At 62.0% G+C, this 15039-nt stretch carries 16 protein-coding genes and 1 pseudogene; 9 read left to right on the forward strand and 8 right to left on the reverse strand.

The window, feature by feature from the left end:
* Positions 1 to 375 precede the first annotated feature (375 nt).
* The 3 genes from NE850_RS38830 to NE850_RS38840 all read left to right on the forward strand — a co-directional run bounded on the left by NE850_RS38830 (position 376) and on the right by NE850_RS38840 (position 3174).
* The gene (locus NE850_RS38830) at positions 376 to 1560 is read left to right on the forward strand and encodes a 4-hydroxybenzoate 3-monooxygenase (protein ID WP_165186077.1); all 1185 of its coding nucleotides are present in this window, start codon (positions 376 to 378) and stop codon (positions 1558 to 1560) included.
* A 114-nt stretch (positions 1561 to 1674) separates the two neighbouring features.
* Positions 1675 to 2439, forward strand: coding sequence for a ParA family protein (locus tag NE850_RS38835; protein ID WP_007181770.1), 765 nt, complete (start codon positions 1675 to 1677; stop codon positions 2437 to 2439).
* Positions 2440 to 2532: 93 nt separating this feature from the next.
* Entirely contained in the window at positions 2533 to 3174 is a 642-nt protein-coding gene (locus NE850_RS38840) for a glutathione S-transferase family protein (RefSeq protein WP_007181771.1), read from the forward strand.
* 36 nt (positions 3175 to 3210) lie between these two features.
* On the opposite strand, the gene NE850_RS38845 is transcribed toward NE850_RS38840, so the two are convergent.
* The gene (locus tag NE850_RS38845) at positions 3211 to 4113 is read right to left on the reverse strand and encodes an aspartyl/asparaginyl beta-hydroxylase domain-containing protein (RefSeq protein WP_007181772.1); all 903 of its coding nucleotides are present in this window, start codon (positions 4111 to 4113) and stop codon (positions 3211 to 3213) included.
* Between the two features lie 637 nt (positions 4114 to 4750).
* Here NE850_RS38845 and NE850_RS38850 point away from each other — a divergent pair.
* Positions 4751 to 5002 carry a hypothetical protein gene (locus NE850_RS38850; RefSeq protein WP_007181773.1) on the forward strand — a complete coding sequence of 84 codons (252 nt, stop codon included), beginning with the start codon at positions 4751 to 4753 and terminating at the stop codon, positions 5000 to 5002.
* 52 nt (positions 5003 to 5054) lie between these two features.
* Here the strand turns inward: NE850_RS38850 and NE850_RS38855 are convergent, their stop codons facing one another.
* The 3 genes from NE850_RS38855 to NE850_RS38865 form a co-directional block, all read right to left on the reverse strand.
* Positions 5055 to 5303: a hypothetical protein gene (locus tag NE850_RS38855; protein WP_007181774.1), complete on the reverse strand. Its 249-nt coding sequence runs from the start codon at positions 5301 to 5303 to the stop codon at positions 5055 to 5057.
* 85 nt (positions 5304 to 5388) lie between these two features.
* Positions 5389 to 5775, reverse strand: a complete 387-nt coding sequence (locus tag NE850_RS38860) for a hypothetical protein (RefSeq protein WP_165186074.1) — start codon at positions 5773 to 5775, stop codon at positions 5389 to 5391.
* 53 nt (positions 5776 to 5828) lie between these two features.
* Positions 5829 to 5957 carry a hypothetical protein gene (locus NE850_RS38865; RefSeq protein ID WP_007181776.1) on the reverse strand — a complete coding sequence of 43 codons (129 nt, stop codon included), beginning with the start codon at positions 5955 to 5957 and terminating at the stop codon, positions 5829 to 5831.
* A gap of 615 nt (positions 5958 to 6572) precedes the next feature.
* Here NE850_RS38865 and NE850_RS38870 point away from each other — a divergent pair.
* Positions 6573 to 7373: a Crp/Fnr family transcriptional regulator gene (locus NE850_RS38870; RefSeq protein WP_007181777.1), complete on the forward strand. Its 801-nt coding sequence runs from the start codon at positions 6573 to 6575 to the stop codon at positions 7371 to 7373.
* Positions 7374 to 7503: 130 nt separating this feature from the next.
* The gene (locus tag NE850_RS38875; RefSeq protein ID WP_310700370.1) at positions 7504 to 8436 is read left to right on the forward strand and encodes a TauD/TfdA family dioxygenase; all 933 of its coding nucleotides are present in this window, start codon (positions 7504 to 7506) and stop codon (positions 8434 to 8436) included.
* Between the two features lie 63 nt (positions 8437 to 8499).
* On the opposite strand, the gene kdgR is transcribed toward NE850_RS38875, so the two are convergent.
* The 3 genes from kdgR to kduI form a co-directional block, all read right to left on the reverse strand.
* Entirely contained in the window at positions 8500 to 9387 is an 888-nt protein-coding gene (gene kdgR, locus NE850_RS38880) for a DNA-binding transcriptional regulator KdgR (RefSeq protein WP_007181779.1), read from the reverse strand.
* A gap of 91 nt (positions 9388 to 9478) precedes the next feature.
* Positions 9479 to 10249 carry a 2-dehydro-3-deoxy-D-gluconate 5-dehydrogenase KduD gene (kduD, locus tag NE850_RS38885; RefSeq protein ID WP_007181780.1) on the reverse strand — a complete coding sequence of 257 codons (771 nt, stop codon included), beginning with the start codon at positions 10247 to 10249 and terminating at the stop codon, positions 9479 to 9481.
* Between the two features lie 75 nt (positions 10250 to 10324).
* Positions 10325 to 11161: a 5-dehydro-4-deoxy-D-glucuronate isomerase gene (kduI, locus tag NE850_RS38890; protein ID WP_007181781.1), complete on the reverse strand. Its 837-nt coding sequence runs from the start codon at positions 11159 to 11161 to the stop codon at positions 10325 to 10327.
* Between the two features lie 303 nt (positions 11162 to 11464).
* Here kduI and kdgT point away from each other — a divergent pair, with 303 nt between their 5' ends.
* A complete protein-coding gene (gene kdgT / locus NE850_RS38895) occupies positions 11465 to 12481 on the forward strand; it encodes a 2-keto-3-deoxygluconate transporter (RefSeq protein WP_007181782.1) in 1017 nt (338 codons plus the stop codon).
* Positions 12482 to 12663: 182 nt separating this feature from the next.
* Here the strand turns inward: kdgT and NE850_RS38900 are convergent, their stop codons facing one another.
* Entirely contained in the window at positions 12664 to 14109 is a 1446-nt protein-coding gene (locus NE850_RS38900; protein ID WP_007181783.1) for an NAD-dependent succinate-semialdehyde dehydrogenase, read from the reverse strand.
* A 405-nt stretch (positions 14110 to 14514) separates the two neighbouring features.
* Between NE850_RS38900 and NE850_RS38905 the strand changes: the two genes are divergently transcribed.
* On the forward strand, positions 14515 to 14718 hold the full coding sequence (locus NE850_RS38905) for a cold-shock protein (protein WP_007181784.1): 204 nt from the start codon (positions 14515 to 14517) through the stop codon (positions 14716 to 14718).
* 174 nt (positions 14719 to 14892) lie between these two features.
* Positions 14893 to 15039 (forward strand): annotated as a pseudogene (locus NE850_RS38910) (hopanoid biosynthesis associated radical SAM protein HpnJ); the annotation flags it as partial.

A 15039-nucleotide genomic window follows, 5' to 3' on the forward strand; every position in this document is an offset into this window, starting at 1 on the left:
ACAGCTCGATTCTGGTCGGCATCCAGGTGCCGGAGAGCGAGAACGCGGCGTTCGAACAGTTTCTCGCCACGCTCGGTTATCCGAACTGGGAAGAGACGCGGAATCCGGTGTATCGCCTGTTTCTCGCCTCGTAGAACGGCTCGGGGTTTACCTTGAGGCAGCGCGACACCGCGCGAAGGATGAGTCGTCCGGCAAATGAGTCACGAGCCCTGTCTGGACGGCATTAGCACCCAGTTGCGCCTATCGGCCGTGGGTGCCCAATCCAGGCTGTTATCTTGAAATCAGATACAGGCTATCCACCGTATCGCGTTGCCGGATATGACGTGTGTTCGTCAAACTGAGTGCAAATCTAACGCCGCATTCAGGAGACAACTCATGCGCACTCAAATTGGCATCATCGGTGCCGGGCCTGCGGGTCTGCTGCTTTCCCATCTTCTTCACTTGCGTGGCATCGACTCCGTCGTGCTCGAGTCGCGCGCTCGCGATCAGATCGAATCCACCATCCGCGCAGGCGTGCTTGAACAAGCCACGATGGATCTGTTGACCGAAGCCGGCGTCGGCGCGCGAATGAAGGCCGAAGGCGCGCTGCATCACGGCTTCGAGCTGGCTTTCGAAGGCAAGCGGCGCCGTATCGATCTGACCGGACTCACGGGGCATTCGATCACGGTCTACGCACAGCACGAAGTGATCAAGGATCTCGTCGCGGCACGCGTGGCCGACGGCGGCAAGCTGCGTTTCGGCGTGTCGCAGACCTCGATTCACGATATCGAGACCGACAGGCCGTCGATCCGCTATCACCACGAAGGCGAAGCGTATGAACTGCAATGCGACTTCGTGATTGGCTGCGACGGTTCGCAAGGCGTGTCGCGTGCATCGATTCCGCAGGCATTGCGCAAGGATTTCGAACGTGTGTACCCGTTCGGTTGGTTCGGAATCCTGTGTGAAGGGCCGCCGTCATCGGATGAATTGATCTACGCGCGTCACGAGCGCGGCTTCGCGCTGGTCAGCACGCGCTCGCCGAACGTGCAGCGCATGTACTTCCAGTGCGATCCGAAAGATTCGATCGAGAACTGGTCCGACGACCGGATCTGGGCGGAACTGCATGCGCGAGTCGACTCGCACGACGGACAGAAAATTGTCGACGGCAAGATCTTTCAGAAGAACATTGTCGGCATGCGCAGTTTCGTGTCGAACACCATGCAGCATGGCCGGCTATTTCTGGCCGGCGACGCGGCGCATATCGTGCCGCCCACCGGTGCGAAGGGCATGAATCTGGCCGTGGCCGACGTGCGCGTGCTGACTGGGGCGCTCAATGCGTTCTACGTCGAAAACCGCACGGACTTGCTGGACAGCTACAGCGCGACCGCGCTTAAACGCATCTGGCGTGCCGAGCACTTCTCGTACTGGATGACCAGCATGATGCACCGTATCGAGGGTGCATCGCCTTTCGATCAGCAGTTGCAGGTCGCCGAACTCGAATATGTGACCACCTCGCGCGCGGCGGCCACCGCGATGGCCGAAAATTATGTTGGCGTGGCCGGCGCGCAAGCGCAAGCGTGAGCGAGCAGGGCACAGTGTTCAGCGGGCATACCGTAGACTGTGCATGTTCGCGCTTTCATTTTGCCGGGGTATGCTCTCCCTTTAGCGCGTTCTTCGAAATAGGGGCAAAGGCAAATGCGGCGTGTCATTTTCAACCAGAAGGGCGGGGTGGGCAAATCGACCATCGTATGCAACCTGGCGGCCATCAACGCCAGCGAGAACCTGCGTACGCTGGTCATCGATCTCGACCCGCAAGGTAATTCCAGCCAGTATCTGCTTGGCAAAGAGGCGACTGATCTCAAGCCCAACGTCGCGGACTTCTTCGAAACGGCCTTGAGTTTCAGCTTCAGGCCGACGCCGGTTTCGACTTTCATTCACCGCACGCCATTCGAGAACCTCGATGTGATGCCCTCTCATCCGGATCTCGACACGCTTCACGGCAAGCTCGAGTCGCGCTACAAGATCTACAAGCTGCGTGACGCGTTGAACGAACTGGACGAGTACGACGCGATTTACATCGATACGCCCCCGGCGTTGAATTTCTATACCCGCTCCGCGCTGATTGCGGTCGAACGCTGCCTGATTCCTTTCGATTGCGACGATTTCTCGCGCCGGGCCTTGTATACGCTGCTCGACAACGTCAAGGAGATTCAGCAGGACCATAACGCCGCGCTGGAAGTCGAGGGAATCGTGATCAACCAGTTTCAACCGCGCGCGAGCCTGCCCCTTCAGTTGGTCGAGGAACTGATCAGCGAGGGTTTGCCTGTGCTGGCGTCGCGATTGTCGACGTCCGTGAAAATTCGCGAGTCGCATCAGTACGCCAAGCCGATGATTCACTTCGACCCCCGGCACAAGCTCGCTCATGAATTCATGGCACTGCATCGGGAACTGATCGGCTAGACCCACGCCTGTTCCGCGAGACGAACGCCCGTTTCGGATCAGGCCTCGTGAATGTGATAATCGCCCGAATTCACTAGCCGATGAGGTATTGCAATGCAGGTTTATGGCCGACGCAGTTCGATCAATGTGCAGAAAGTGCTGTGGTGTCTCGCTGAACTGGGTTTCACGGAAGGGCGCGAGTTTTCGCGGATCGATGCAGGACTCGAATTCGGCGTGATCGACACGCCGCAGTATCGTGCGCTCAATCCGAACGGACTGGTGCCCACGCTCGTCGATGGTGAGTGCGTGCTGTGGGAGTCCAATACGATCGTCCGTTATCTGGCCGCGAAATATGATGCGCAGACCTTGCTGCCGTCCGAACCCGCCGAGCGCGCCGACGTCGAGCGCTGGATGGACTGGCAACTCGGCACGCTGTGGGCGACGTTGCGCGTTGCGTTCCTGGGGCTGACGCGCGTGCCGGAGGCGCAACGCGACTATGACGCCATCAGGCGTTCATATGGTGAAGCAACGCGGCTTCTCGGCATTGCGGACGCAGTCCTCGAAAAACACGACTATCTTGCGCAGGGTCGCTTTACCGTGGCCGATATCGGCGTCGGCCTTGCGGCGCACCGCTGGGTGCATCTGGCCGAACGGTTCGCCGACAGGCTGGATGCGCCGCAACCGCTGCCTTCGCTGGAGCGGTGGCTTCAGGCGATCAGAAGCAGGCCGGCCTTTTCCGTGGCGGTCGCCTCCTGAGTGGGGTGAGGCGCGGCAGACACGCGCCTCGCCAGATTACAACGCGGCGAATATACCGACGATAATCGCACCGAACAGAATCCATTTGATTATGTAGTACGTTGGCCGGTGCCATGCCTTGATACGTTTTCCGAGCCGTCGCACGGCGTACAGGTATTTGAAGATGCGATTCAGAAACCCGGTGCGATCTCCTGCTTCGTTCGGCGAGGCTGCCGCGCGAAGCAGAATGGCGGAAAACATTCGATTGAGCGCGGCCGCCCAGCGAAAATACATTGGACGCTCGATATCGCAGAAAAGAACGATGCGCGACTTATCGGTTTCATTCTTCGCGTAGTGAATATAGGTTTCGTCGAATAGCACAACCTCGCCGTCGCGCCAGTAATAGTGCTGGCCATCCACGTCGATATAGCATTTGGGGTCGTCCGGTGTGACGAGTCCAAGGTGATAGCGAATGGATCCCGCGTACGGATCGCGATGGCGAACCAGGCTTGCGCCCGGCGGCAATTGCGCGAACATGGCGGCCTTGACAGTGGGGATGCCCTGCAGCAGCCGCGTGGTGACCGGACACAGGGCTTCAGCGGATGGATGAGGCGCGTCGTACCATTTCAGATAAAAACGCCGCCAACCCGTTTTAAAGAACGAGTTGAAGCCAATATCGTTGTAGTTACTCGACGCCGATATCTTTTGCGCGGCGTCGACCGCGAGTGCCTCGTCCCGGATGGTTTTCCAGTTGGCCTGCAATGTCGCCAGCTCCGGAAAAAGCTTTTTATCGATGAAGGCATTGGACTTGAGTGTCGACAGCATGTACCAGAGGCAATTGACGGGCGCCATGAATGTCGAATGGTCTGATAATTGCCGCCAGAATCCGAATCGAACCGTGCCGCGTCTCGAAACATAGGCCGCACTAGCTGTGAACCAGATGAGAATCAACCACCGCATGCTTGCTCCTGAAGCGCACGTGGCAGCGTAATTGCGCTGCGGATTTGGAAAAAATCACATCTTATAAAAAAGATAAATTCTCTGCATTTTCGCCGGCACGCCGTCTTGCTGTTCGTCTCTATCCCGCACGTCCGAAAACGCGATTGCGCGACGCGTTCGAGTCGGGGCTCACCTGGAACTTGATGGCGTAGCGTGCCCAATTGTTTCGGGCTGCGGAGGCGAGGCACGGATCGGGCGAGACGTCGCCATTGGCGCATGTGGCGGCTATTCATATCCGTCTCGGCGCGAGCCATTTCGGAGTTCGGGAGTGGCCGGAAATCGGGCCGCCGCCGACTTTCGTGAAACCCCGCAGCCTGTTCGCTATGCCGGCCTCGAAAAGACTGCTGCGCAGCAGAAGAGACACTATGAGCACTATGCAGAACAGTCCCGGCGTTGCAGCAGAGAAAGCGGTGTATTTCGAGCAAATACTTTGAAAAGCACTCGCTCGACAGCTGTTTTTTTATTGTAGTGACAACAGCAACAGTGAATTCAGGATTAGCGGATTTATTCCGTTGCGGTGGGCACCTACACTGTATTCACCGCTGCAACAACAGCCCCATCCGCAGCGCGCAGAAAGACAATCTTTGGAGGTGGTTTCATGAAGTCGCTCATTCAAGCTGTTGCTATCGCCGTTGTTCTTGTCGCGCCGGTAGCCTCGTTCGCTCAGTCGTCCAATCAGCCGGCGTCGCAAGGCGCAGAGGCTGTGCAGGCTCAGGCTTCGAGCCAGCAGGCTCCGGCTCAGGCCAATAACAGCGGTTATGGTTCAGGCAGCCGTGGCACGTGGCAAGCCGGTCACGGTGGCGACACGACGGTCAGTTCCTATTCGCCGCCGATTTACAACGCCCGTTAAGCAAACGGCTCGCACGCGGCGAATGTAACGCCGCGCGCGAGCCGACTGTTTTCTATGGCGCGCGCAACAGGGTCATCTGGTTGTGCAGCAGCGCCAGCAGATCATCATCGCTAGGCCGCGTGCCCCAATGCCGCGCGCCCGCCACTGACGCAATCGCGATCCACGAGTGAGGTGGAAACCATTCGCGCAACAGTGTGCCGTCCCGACGCAAACACAATTGACCGGTCTGCTCGCTATATTCAGCGCAGATCAGCGTGTCGTTGATTTGCGCGGTGACTCGTCTCGGATCGCTGCGTAGCAAAGCGTCGCTCCTGCAGAAGATGTGGCGCGAATGCGTGCGCCTGGCCGTGTCACCGACGCGGCCGGCGCGTGTGCATGCGTGTGCATCAATGATCGCCGTGACCGTGACCGTGACCGCGGTCGTCGCCGTGACCATGCCAGCCATTGTCGTGACCGCGCCAGTCGCCGTGCGGGCCGCGCGCGTCATGCCATTCGCGTTCGCCGTGATGACGCTCTTCCCACTCGCGCCGGTCCCAGTAGCGGCGGCCGTCATAGTAGCGCTCGCCGTACCAGCCCGGACTCACCACGACCACGGGCGGAGCCGGCGCGTAGATCGGAGGTGGCGGGGCATACACGGGTTCGGGCGCATAAGCGACACCCGGAATGCCGATGTTCACGCCCACATCGACGTGGGCCAGCGCGACTGACGATGCGCCAATTCCCAGACCCGCAACGATCGCCGCAGACAGCCAGCGGTTTCGTGATTCGTTCATGTTTTATTTCCGGCTTCTACGACGGTAAGTGGACAGTCCTGCGCGGTTCGCGCTCAATAGCGGTCGCGATCGTGATCGTAGTGACCGTGGTCGTGATAGCCGCCTTCCGGAACTACGATGCAACCGCTCAATGCACCCCCGAGCGTGACGGCCAGAATGGCCAGCGCGAAAATTCTTTTCATGGCATTGCTCCCGTTTCCTTGTGCCCCGAACTCTACTGACCGGTGGAATTACCGGTGTGTTTGTGTGTAACAGGACGTGTCGATAGCCACGTGTGGCGGCAACGCGTGGGCGGCGTGAATGACGTGCACGCGAACGTAATGAGTAGAGAGCGGGTGGTGGCGCGATAGACACGCAAGCCGTTGAACATGCTGTGAAAAAGACGCAATGGCAGAGCGGTTTGCGTACCGCGATGGGTCGGATGGCAGTTGGATCGACGGGCGTCAGGCGCTCGGCGCGGCGTATCGCGGCAGCTATGCCGCACGGATACATTCAGTTGCAGAGTAAGTCGCCGATTGGCGACTTCAGTCGATCAGATCGCGTGAGCCGGCTGATTGTGCGCTTTCGCGTCATCCGCAAGCACGAGGGCGCGGACAGTACTTGAGGGCGCCTGACGTGCACAACGTCAGGATCACGCCAATATCGACGCCATGACGTCCACGCGCGAGCCTCACGACGCCGCACGTGATAAGCACATAAAAAACAAGTCTTTTACGTGCGCCGTCAGGACTGGTTAGATCACTGGGTCCGCAATCAGTCAGCCGATCCAGTTCAATCGCATTTCTTGCCGGCCAGCCATGAGCACAATTACCGAAGCGTTCACCCCGGATGCTGCGCACCGCCCACTCGTGCGTGCGATGCCGTTGCAGCGGTTGCGCCGCGACGGCCGCACGCTCGATGCGGATGCGCGCGGCGCGATCCATGCGGCCTTCACCGCCAATCCGTGCCTGAAGAGCTGGCCGGCCCACGCGATCGACGCGCTGTGTGACGCCGGCCAACTCCGCACGTGGACCAACGGCGAGCTGATTTTCGCGCGCGACGAACCTTGCGACGACATTCAGGTGGTGCTGTCCGGCGCGATCGAAATGAGCTGGACCAATTCGGCCGGCGTGCGCGCGGTGGCGGTGTATATGCGGCCGAACGAGGTCATCAACTTCATCCCGGTGCTGGACCGGCGCGGCTCGATGCACGATCAGCGTGCGCATGGTTCGACCACGCTGTTCCACATTCCCGGCAAGGCCTTGTTCGATCTGTTCGCCCGCGAGCCTGCGCTGTTGCGCAACGTGCTCGACCTGATCTGTCTGCGAAGCCGCGCGCTGCACGGCCGCCTGGGCAGGACGGCGCTGGCGGGTTTTCGCGCGCGCATGGCGGAGCAGTTGCTCGCGCTTGCCGAATGGCACGGCAGACCAACCGGGCAGGGTGTTGAGTTGACGATCAGGCTCTCGCAGGAGGATCTCGCGGCCCTGCTTGCCGCGTCGCGGCAAAGCATCAACAAGGAACTGCGCTGGCTGGTGCGCAACGGCATTGTCGATGTGCGTTATAGCCGCCTGACCGTGATCGACATGAAGGCGCTGCGCGAGTTGAGCGAGGCGGCGTGAAAAAACTCATAACGATATAAAAAGCGCTTCTATCAAGTGTCCAACGCGCGACAGATTCGCGGCGACCGCTCTGTCGATAATGGCTCGTCGATTCAGACCTGTCTCGTCCTCAAACCGGGAGTTGCATAACATGTCGAACCTGAGTCTCGCGACGTCCAACGCACTGGACCTTCATCCCGTCACCGGCCGCATCGGCGCGGAAGTTCGCGGCGTACGGCTGTCCGGCCAGCTCGAAGCGGCCACCGTCGAAGCGATTCGTGCCGCGCTGGTACGTCACAAGGTGATTTTTTTCCGCGGCCAGACGCACTTGCAGGACGCCGATCAGGAAGCGTTCGCCAAACTGCTTGGCGAGCCGGTTTCGCATCCCACGGTGCCGGTGGTGGACGGCACGGACTATCTGCTCGAACTCGACTCGCATCGCGGCGGCCGCGCGAATTCCTGGCATACGGACGTGACTTTTGTCGACGCCTATCCGCAAGCGTCGATCTTGCGCGGCGTGACGATTCCGGAGGTGGGCGGCGACACGGTATGGGCCAACACGGCCACTGCGTACGACGATCTGCCGCCGCCGCTCAAAGTGCTCGCCGAACAACTGTGGGCCGTGCACAGCAACGAATACGACTACGCGAACCACGCGAACGTCGGCGAGCGCGGGCGCGACACGGAGGCGTTCAGGCGCTACCGCGAGGCGTTCGTGTCCACGCGTTACGAGACCGAGCATCCGGTCGTGCGCGTACATCCGGAATCCGGCGAAAAAACCCTGATTCTCGGGCATTTCGTGAAGAGTTTCGTGGGCCTCACGCCGAGCGCGTCGGCGCATGTGCTCGAACTGCTGCAAGGCTACGTGACGCGTCTGGAGAACATCGTGCGCTGGCGCTGGCAGACGGGCGACGTCGCGATCTGGGACAACCGCGCGACCCAGCACTATGCGGTCAACGATTACGGCGATGCACACCGTGTGGTGCGGCGCGTGACGTTGAAGGGCGATGTGCCGGTCAGCGTCGACGGCCGACGCAGTTTCACGCGCAGCGTCGAACCGAAGGCTGCTGTGAAGGCCGCCTGAGTGTCGTAGTTGGCTCGACCGCTCGCGAACGGATTTGCGGTGCCGTTCGGCCGCGTTTGACCGCTATCCTGCGGCGACCTGCTCCGGTGCCGTCGCTTGCCGATAGCCGAGCCGCGTCGAGATCGCGAGGCCCGAGTTTCTGAGCAGCGCGATGTAGTGCGACTTCGTGTCGGCGCCGCAGCGCATGGTGGGAAATGAAATCGACAGGCCGGCGATCACACGGCCGAAGCGGTCGAACACCGGCACGGCGAGACACTGCAAACCTTCTTCCTGTTCCTCGTTGTCCTCGCCGTAGCCTTGTTCGCGCACACGCGGCAGGATGCTGAGCACGGCCTCGGCGGAGGCGAGCGTCTTTTGCGTCGACTTGCGGAATTCGACGTGGGAGAGCACTTCGCGCGCGTCGGCCGGGTCCATCCATGCGAGCAGGACTTTGCCGATCGCCGTGCTATGTAGCGGATTGCGCCGGCCGATGCGCGACTGCATACGCAGCCCATAATCGGCGTCGATCTTGTGAATGTAGATGATGGCGTCTTCATCGAACGCGCCCAGGTGCACCGCCTCGCGGGTCGCCGCGCCGATGCGGCGCATCTCGACGTCGGCCTCGCGCACCAGATCGACGCTTTCCAGCGCCTTCGCGCCGAGTTCGAACAGACGGATGGTGAGCCGGTAGCGCTCGGTTTCGACTTCCTGCGTCACGTAGCCGAGCGCTTTCAATGTCTGGATCACGCGATGCACGGTGGTCTTCGACAGGCCGAGCCGTTGCGACAGTTCGCTGATGCCGATCTGCCCGCTGTCGCCGATCGCGCCGAGAATGGCGAATACGCGGCCGATCGACGAGGCCGATTCGCCCTTGTCGCAAGCCATGCTGTTCATGCCGCCGAAGTCGGCGGTCTGCTCGTCCTGCGCGTGTGCGGGGGCGCTGTCCTTGCGCGGTTTGCCTCTTGCTGCCATTTCCGTCTTCCCTGTCTATGCGTTCCCGTGCCGCCAACGCGCACGTCGGCGCCGCGCCGAGAGCATACCGCGTCGCGCGCCCGCTGCCGAGTCAGCGCGCGAGCCAGCCGCCGTCCACCGCCAGTGTATGCCCGTGCACATAGTCCGAAGCGGACGACGCGAGGAACACGACCGGGCCCGCAAGATCGCGCGGCGTGCCCCAGCGGGCGGCCGGAATGCGGGCGAGAATCTCGTCGTTGCGCTGGGCGTCGTCGCGCAGTGCCGCCGTGTTCGCGGTCGCCATGTAGCCGGGCGCGATCGCATTCACGTTGATGCCTTGCGCCGCCCATTCGTTTGCGAGCAGCCGCGTGAGTCCCAGCACGCCGCTTTTCGATGCGGTATAGGACGCTACCCGTATGCCGCCCTGAAACGACAGCATCGACGCGACATTGATGATCTTGCCGCCGCTCTGCTGCTTCACGAACTGTCGCGCGACGGCCTGCGAAAGAAAGAACAGGCTCTTCAGATTGAGGTCCACCACCGCGTCCCAATCGGCTTCGGTGAAATCGAGCGCGTTCTCGCGGCGGATGATGCCCGCGTTGTTCACCAATACGTCGATGCGGCCGAACGCTTCGACAGCGGCGCGCACGATGTCCTCGACCGGCGCGATCGAGCCGAGGTCGGCACGCACGTCCGCGAAGCGGCGTCCGGTCGCTTCGACACGCGCGGGTGTGTCGCCGGCATCGGCGCGACTCACGCCGACAATGTCGCAGCCGGCTTCGGCAAGTGCGAGCGCCATGCCGGCGCCGAGGCCGGTGTTGCTGCCGGTGACGATGGCGACGCGGCCGGTGAGATCAAAGGTGTTCACGATGTTCGAGCCCATGTCGTGTTGCCGGAGTGGCTGATGCGAAAAAGGCGGTAAAAAGAGGCCGAAAAAAAGGGTGAAAAAAACGGCCCGTCAGCGCAAGTCCCGCACGGCGATGTGGTCCATGTCGCTGAACACCTGGTTTTCGCCGACCATGCCCCAGATGAACGTGTACGCCTGCGTGCCGACACCGGAGTGAATCGACCAGCTCGGCGAGATCACCGCCTGCTCGTTGTGCACGAGAATGTGCCGCGTCTCGTTCGGCTCGCCCATCATGTGAAAGACGGCGGCGTCGTCGGCGATGTTGAAATAGAAATACACCTCCATGCGGCGCTCGTGTGTATGGCACGGCATGGTGTTCCACAGGCTGCCCGGTTCGAGTTTCGTCATGCCCATGGAAAGCTGGCAGGTGGGCAGCACTTCGGGAACGATGAATTTGTAGATGGTGCGGCGGTTGCTCGTGGCAGGGCCGCCGAGCGTTTGCGGCGAGGCTTGCGCAAGCGAGATCGTGCGGGTCGGATACGACGTGTGAGCGGGGGCGCAGTTCAGGTAGAACTTCGCGGGCCGCGCGACGTCGTCGCTGCCGAAGGCAATGGCCTGCGCACCTTTGCCGATGTAGATCGCCTCTTCGTTGCGCACCGTATGGCGCGTGCCGTCCACCTCGACCCAGCCGTCGCCGCCGATGTTGATCGCGCCGAGTTCGCGCCGCTCCAGCAGATAGCTCACGCCGATCGCCTTGCCGAGCGAGCCGGGCACCTCGACCGCGCGGGCCACCGGCGACACGCCGCCGACGATGATCCGGTCGATATGGCTATAGGTGAGCTTCAACGCATCGCGCTCGAATACCTGATCCACCAGAAATGCCCGGCGCAATCCTTCGGTATCCAGCGTCTTTGCGTATTCGCTGTTGATGGCCTGTCTCACTTCCATGGTTCTTTCTCCGCTGGGTTGGCGCGCCCAGCTGTCTCTCGACGCGGGCGCCGTTCTGGGCTCGACTGTAGCGTAGAAATTGGATTTCGGAACAGTGGTCCGAAAATATTGCACTGCGACATCATATTGGATAAGGGTTTGAGGCAGGTAACGGGTAAACGATGAGCGTAATTTCCATCGCAATCGGAACAGCGTTCCTTTCGCGATGCTATATTGCGCCGAAAGGGAGCAGCCCGGCGCGAGAACGGGCCATTACCCCGGGTGATCCACCCGATAACGGGACGCAAAGTCCACGGAGGAGGCATGAAGCTCAAGAAGGCCATCGACCGCATTCCTGGCGGCCTGATGCTGGTGCCGTTGTTGCTCGGCGCCTGCGTCCACACGTTTGCGCCGGGTTCGGGCAAGTACTTCGGGTCGTTCACCAATGGTTTGATTACCGGCACCGTGCCGATTCTGGCGGTGTGGTTCTTCTGCATGGGCGCGACCATCGATCTTCGCGCGACCGGCACCGTGCTGCGCAAATCGGGCACGCTGCTGGTGACGAAAATGATCGTGGCGTGGATCGCGACGATCGTCGCCTCGCGCTTCATCCCGATCGACGGCGTCAAGGCCGGGCTCTTCGCCGGCCTCTCCGTGCTGGCGATCACGACCTCGATGGACATGACCAACGGCGGCCTCTACGCGGCCGTGATGCAGCAATACGGGACCAGGGAGGAGGCGGGTGCGTTCGTGCTGATGTCGGTCGAATCGGGGCCGCTCGTCAGCATGATCATTCTCGGCGCGACCGGTGTGGCGTTCTTCGAGCCGCGCCTGTTCGTCGGCGCGGTGCTGCCGTTTCTGATCGGCTTCGTGCTGGGTAATCTGGATAGCGAGTTGCGCGAATTCTTCGGCCGCTGCGTGCATCCGCTGATTCCGTTCTTCGGCTTTGCGCTCGGCAACGGCATCGACCTCAGCGTGATCGCGAGGAGCGGCCTGCCGGGAATCGTGCTGGGTCTCGGCGTGATCGTCGTGACAGGCATTCCGCTGATTCTCGCGGATCGCTGGATTGCGGGAGGCAATGGGGCGGCGGGGCTGGCCGCTTCGTCGACTGCCGGGGCCGCGGTGGCGAATCCGGCGATCATCGGCGAGATGATTCCAGGCTTCAGGCCGCTGGTGCCGGCCGCGACCGCGATGGTCGCGACGGCCTGTCTCGTGACGGCGATTCTGGTGCCGATTCTCACGGCGCTGTGGGTGCGCCGGCATCAGGCGCGCGATGCGTTGCGCGAGGAGTTCGCGGCGGCGAACACGCCGCCGCTCAGCGAGCGGGACGTGCATGTGTAGGGCAGGGTGAAGGCGGCCCGTTCGCGTTCTTCAGGAGCGTAAGCGGGTCGCGCGCTTGTCCGCGTTTGCCCGCGTTTGCCGTCGTTCGTTGTTCACGACAATAAAAAAGGTCCGCGAGCGTAAGCTCGCGGACCCGCTACGGTATGTGAAAAGAGGCGGGCGGTAAGCCGCCTCGGTCCGTCTTAAACCGCCATCACCGATACCGCCTTGGTGACCAGGTAGCCTTCCATCGCTTCCGGGCCGCCTTCCGAACCGTAACCCGAATCCTTCACGCCGCCAAACGGCATTTCCGGCGACGGCGTAGCCGGCTGGTTGATCCACAGCATGCCGACTTCCAGTTGCTGCGACAGCAGGTGCACGTTACTGAACGACTTCGTGAACGCATAGCCCGCCAGACCGTATGGCAGGCGGTTCGCTTCCGCGATCGCTTCTTCGAGCTTGTCGAAGCCGCGAATCGCCGCGATCGGGCCGAACGGCTCGTTGTTGAACACGTCGGCTTCGAGCGATACGTTGGTCAGCACGGTGGGCGCAAAGAAGTTGCCTTCCGAGCCCACGCGTTCGCCGCCCGTTTCGACCTTGGCGCCGGTTTTGCGCGCGTCGTCGAGCACCTTGCTCATTGCCGTCAGGCGGCGGGCGTTGGCGAGCGGCCCGAGGGTCGTGCCTTCGGCGAGGCCGTCGCCGAGCTTGAGGCCTTCAGCATGCTTGACCAGCGCCGCGGCGAACTCCTCGCGGATGCTGTTGTGCACCAGGAAGCGCGTGGGCGAGATGCAGACCTGGCCGGCATTGCGGAACTTCGCGCCGCCCGCGGCCTTGACGGCGAGCGCCACGTCGGCGTCTTCCGCCACGATGACCGGAGCGTGACCGCCCAATTCCATTGTTGCGCGCTTCATGTGTGCGCCGGCCAGTGCCGCCAGTTGCTTGCCGACCGGCGTCGAACCGGTGAACGTGACCTTGCGGATCACCGGATGCGGAATCAGGTAGCTGGAAATTTCAGCCGGGTCGCCGAACACGAGGCCGACCGTACCCGCCGGCACGCCGGCCTCGACGAAGGCCTGCAGCAGTGCTGCCGGCGACGCCGGCGTTTCTTCCGGTGCCTTGACGAGGAACGAACAGCCGCACGCGAGCGCGGCACTCAGTTTGCGCACGACCTGGTTGACCGGGAAATTCCACGGCGTGAACGCCGCCACAGGCCCGATCGGCTCCTTGAGCACCAGTTGCTGCGCCGCCAGGTTGCGCGACGGCACGATCCGGCCGTAGACGCGGCGGCCTTCGTCGGCAAACCATTCGATGATGTCAGCCGCCGCCAGCACTTCGACGCGTGCTTCGGCGAACGGCTTGCCCTGTTCCTGCGTCATCAGACGGCCGATGTCCGAGGCCCGCTCGCGCACCAGCGCGGCGGCGCGGCGCATGGTCGTGGCGCGCTCGTTGGCCGGCACCTTGCGCCAGGCTTCGAAGCCGCGTTGCGCGGCGGCGAGCGCCCGGTCCAGATCGGCAATTCCGGCGTGCGCCACTTTGCCGATGGCCTGGCCGGTGGCCGGGTTGACGACGTCGAGGGTCTTGCCGCTGGCGGCGTCGCACCATTCGCCGTTGATCAGAAGTCGGGTATCGGTATAGCTCGAGATGGCCATGCTGGGGTTCCTGTATAGGGGAAAACGACAGGCCGCGCGATCGTCGAGCACGGGGCTGGACCTGCGCGGGCCTTGGATGGACTGCCGATTCCAAACATCTTATCTGATTGCGCGAAATCGCACCGATGGGCGGCCTCGCGCGTGGCATGCGGCACGCGTCTTGCCGCGCGGCTGCCGCGGCAGCGGAAAACGGGTCGAAGCGGTGCCGCGCAAAGAGGCGTAGAGTCGAGCAGCAGTGGCAGAAACCGGCCTGATCCCGCGGCCGTGGATGTTGCCAAAACGAGGCGCGAGCGTTACGCAAGGCAGCAAGCAGCGCCGAAGCAGCACGCGAGGCAACCTTCAGAAGCGGCAGGCGAAGCCCGGCCAATGCAGGCCAATCAACCCAGATGCACACGAGGAATCGACATGCCAACCGGTACAGTGAAATGGTTTAACGACGCGAAAGGCTTTGGCTTCATCACTCCCGACGACGGCGGCGAAGATCTGTTCGCTCATTTCTCGGAGATCCGCTCCGAGGGTTTCAAGTCGTTGCAGGAAAACCAGAAGGTCAGCTTTGAAATCAAGCAGGGGCCGAAGGGCAAGCAGGCGGCGGATATCAAGCCGGTCTGAACGCATGGGCCGGTTCGCGTGTGACAGGCGCGCGGCCGGTCAGTTTTTACTTAAGGTTTCCTTCAGCTTTGCTCCGTAGTATTTGCGCGATTACCCGCCGCCCGGCGGGAAATAGTTCCGACAGTTTGTCGATAGAGAACTGAAAGCGCCGATACAAGGCTTGCTGGAGCATCCATGAAAACCCTGTTCTTGCGGGCGCCGTCGTACGACGGCTTCGATGGTGGCGCGGGTTCGCGCTATCAGGCCAAACGTGAAGTCCGCTCGTTCTGGTATCCCACGTGGCTCGCACAGCCCGCCGCACTCGTGCCCGACAGCCGCGTG

Source organism: Paraburkholderia sp. USG1, from assembly GCF_031570135.1.
GTDB classification, from domain to species: domain Bacteria; phylum Pseudomonadota; class Gammaproteobacteria; order Burkholderiales; family Burkholderiaceae; genus Paraburkholderia; species Paraburkholderia dioscoreae.

Bases quoted from the DNA above. Each gene is read 5' to 3' on its own strand.
- NE850_RS38830 (WP_165186077.1), top strand. From the start codon at position 376: ATGCGCACTCAAATTGGCATCATCGGTGCCGGGCCTGCGGGTCTGCTG.
- NE850_RS38835 (WP_007181770.1), top strand. From the start codon at position 1,675: ATGCGGCGTGTCATTTTCAACCAGAAGGGCGGGGTGGGCAAATCGACC.
- NE850_RS38840 (WP_007181771.1), top strand. From the start codon at position 2,533: ATGCAGGTTTATGGCCGACGCAGTTCGATCAATGTGCAGAAAGTGCTG.
- NE850_RS38845 (WP_007181772.1), bottom strand. From the start codon at position 4,113: ATGCGGTGGTTGATTCTCATCTGGTTCACAGCTAGTGCGGCCTATGTT.
- NE850_RS38850 (WP_007181773.1), top strand. From the start codon at position 4,751: ATGAAGTCGCTCATTCAAGCTGTTGCTATCGCCGTTGTTCTTGTCGCG.
- NE850_RS38860 (WP_165186074.1), bottom strand. From the start codon at position 5,775: ATGAACGAATCACGAAACCGCTGGCTGTCTGCGGCGATCGTTGCGGGT.
- NE850_RS38865 (WP_007181776.1), bottom strand. From the start codon at position 5,957: ATGAAAAGAATTTTCGCGCTGGCCATTCTGGCCGTCACGCTCGGGGGT.
- NE850_RS38870 (WP_007181777.1), top strand. From the start codon at position 6,573: ATGAGCACAATTACCGAAGCGTTCACCCCGGATGCTGCGCACCGCCCA.
- NE850_RS38875 (WP_310700370.1), top strand. From the start codon at position 7,504: ATGTCGAACCTGAGTCTCGCGACGTCCAACGCACTGGACCTTCATCCC.
- kdgR (WP_007181779.1), bottom strand. From the start codon at position 9,387: ATGGCAGCAAGAGGCAAACCGCGCAAGGACAGCGCCCCCGCACACGCG.
- kduD (WP_007181780.1), bottom strand. From the start codon at position 10,249: ATGGGCTCGAACATCGTGAACACCTTTGATCTCACCGGCCGCGTCGCC.
- kduI (WP_007181781.1), bottom strand. From the start codon at position 11,161: ATGGAAGTGAGACAGGCCATCAACAGCGAATACGCAAAGACGCTGGAT.
- kdgT (WP_007181782.1), top strand. From the start codon at position 11,465: ATGAAGCTCAAGAAGGCCATCGACCGCATTCCTGGCGGCCTGATGCTG.
- NE850_RS38900 (WP_007181783.1), bottom strand. From the start codon at position 14,109: ATGGCCATCTCGAGCTATACCGATACCCGACTTCTGATCAACGGCGAA.
- NE850_RS38905 (WP_007181784.1), top strand. From the start codon at position 14,515: ATGCCAACCGGTACAGTGAAATGGTTTAACGACGCGAAAGGCTTTGGC.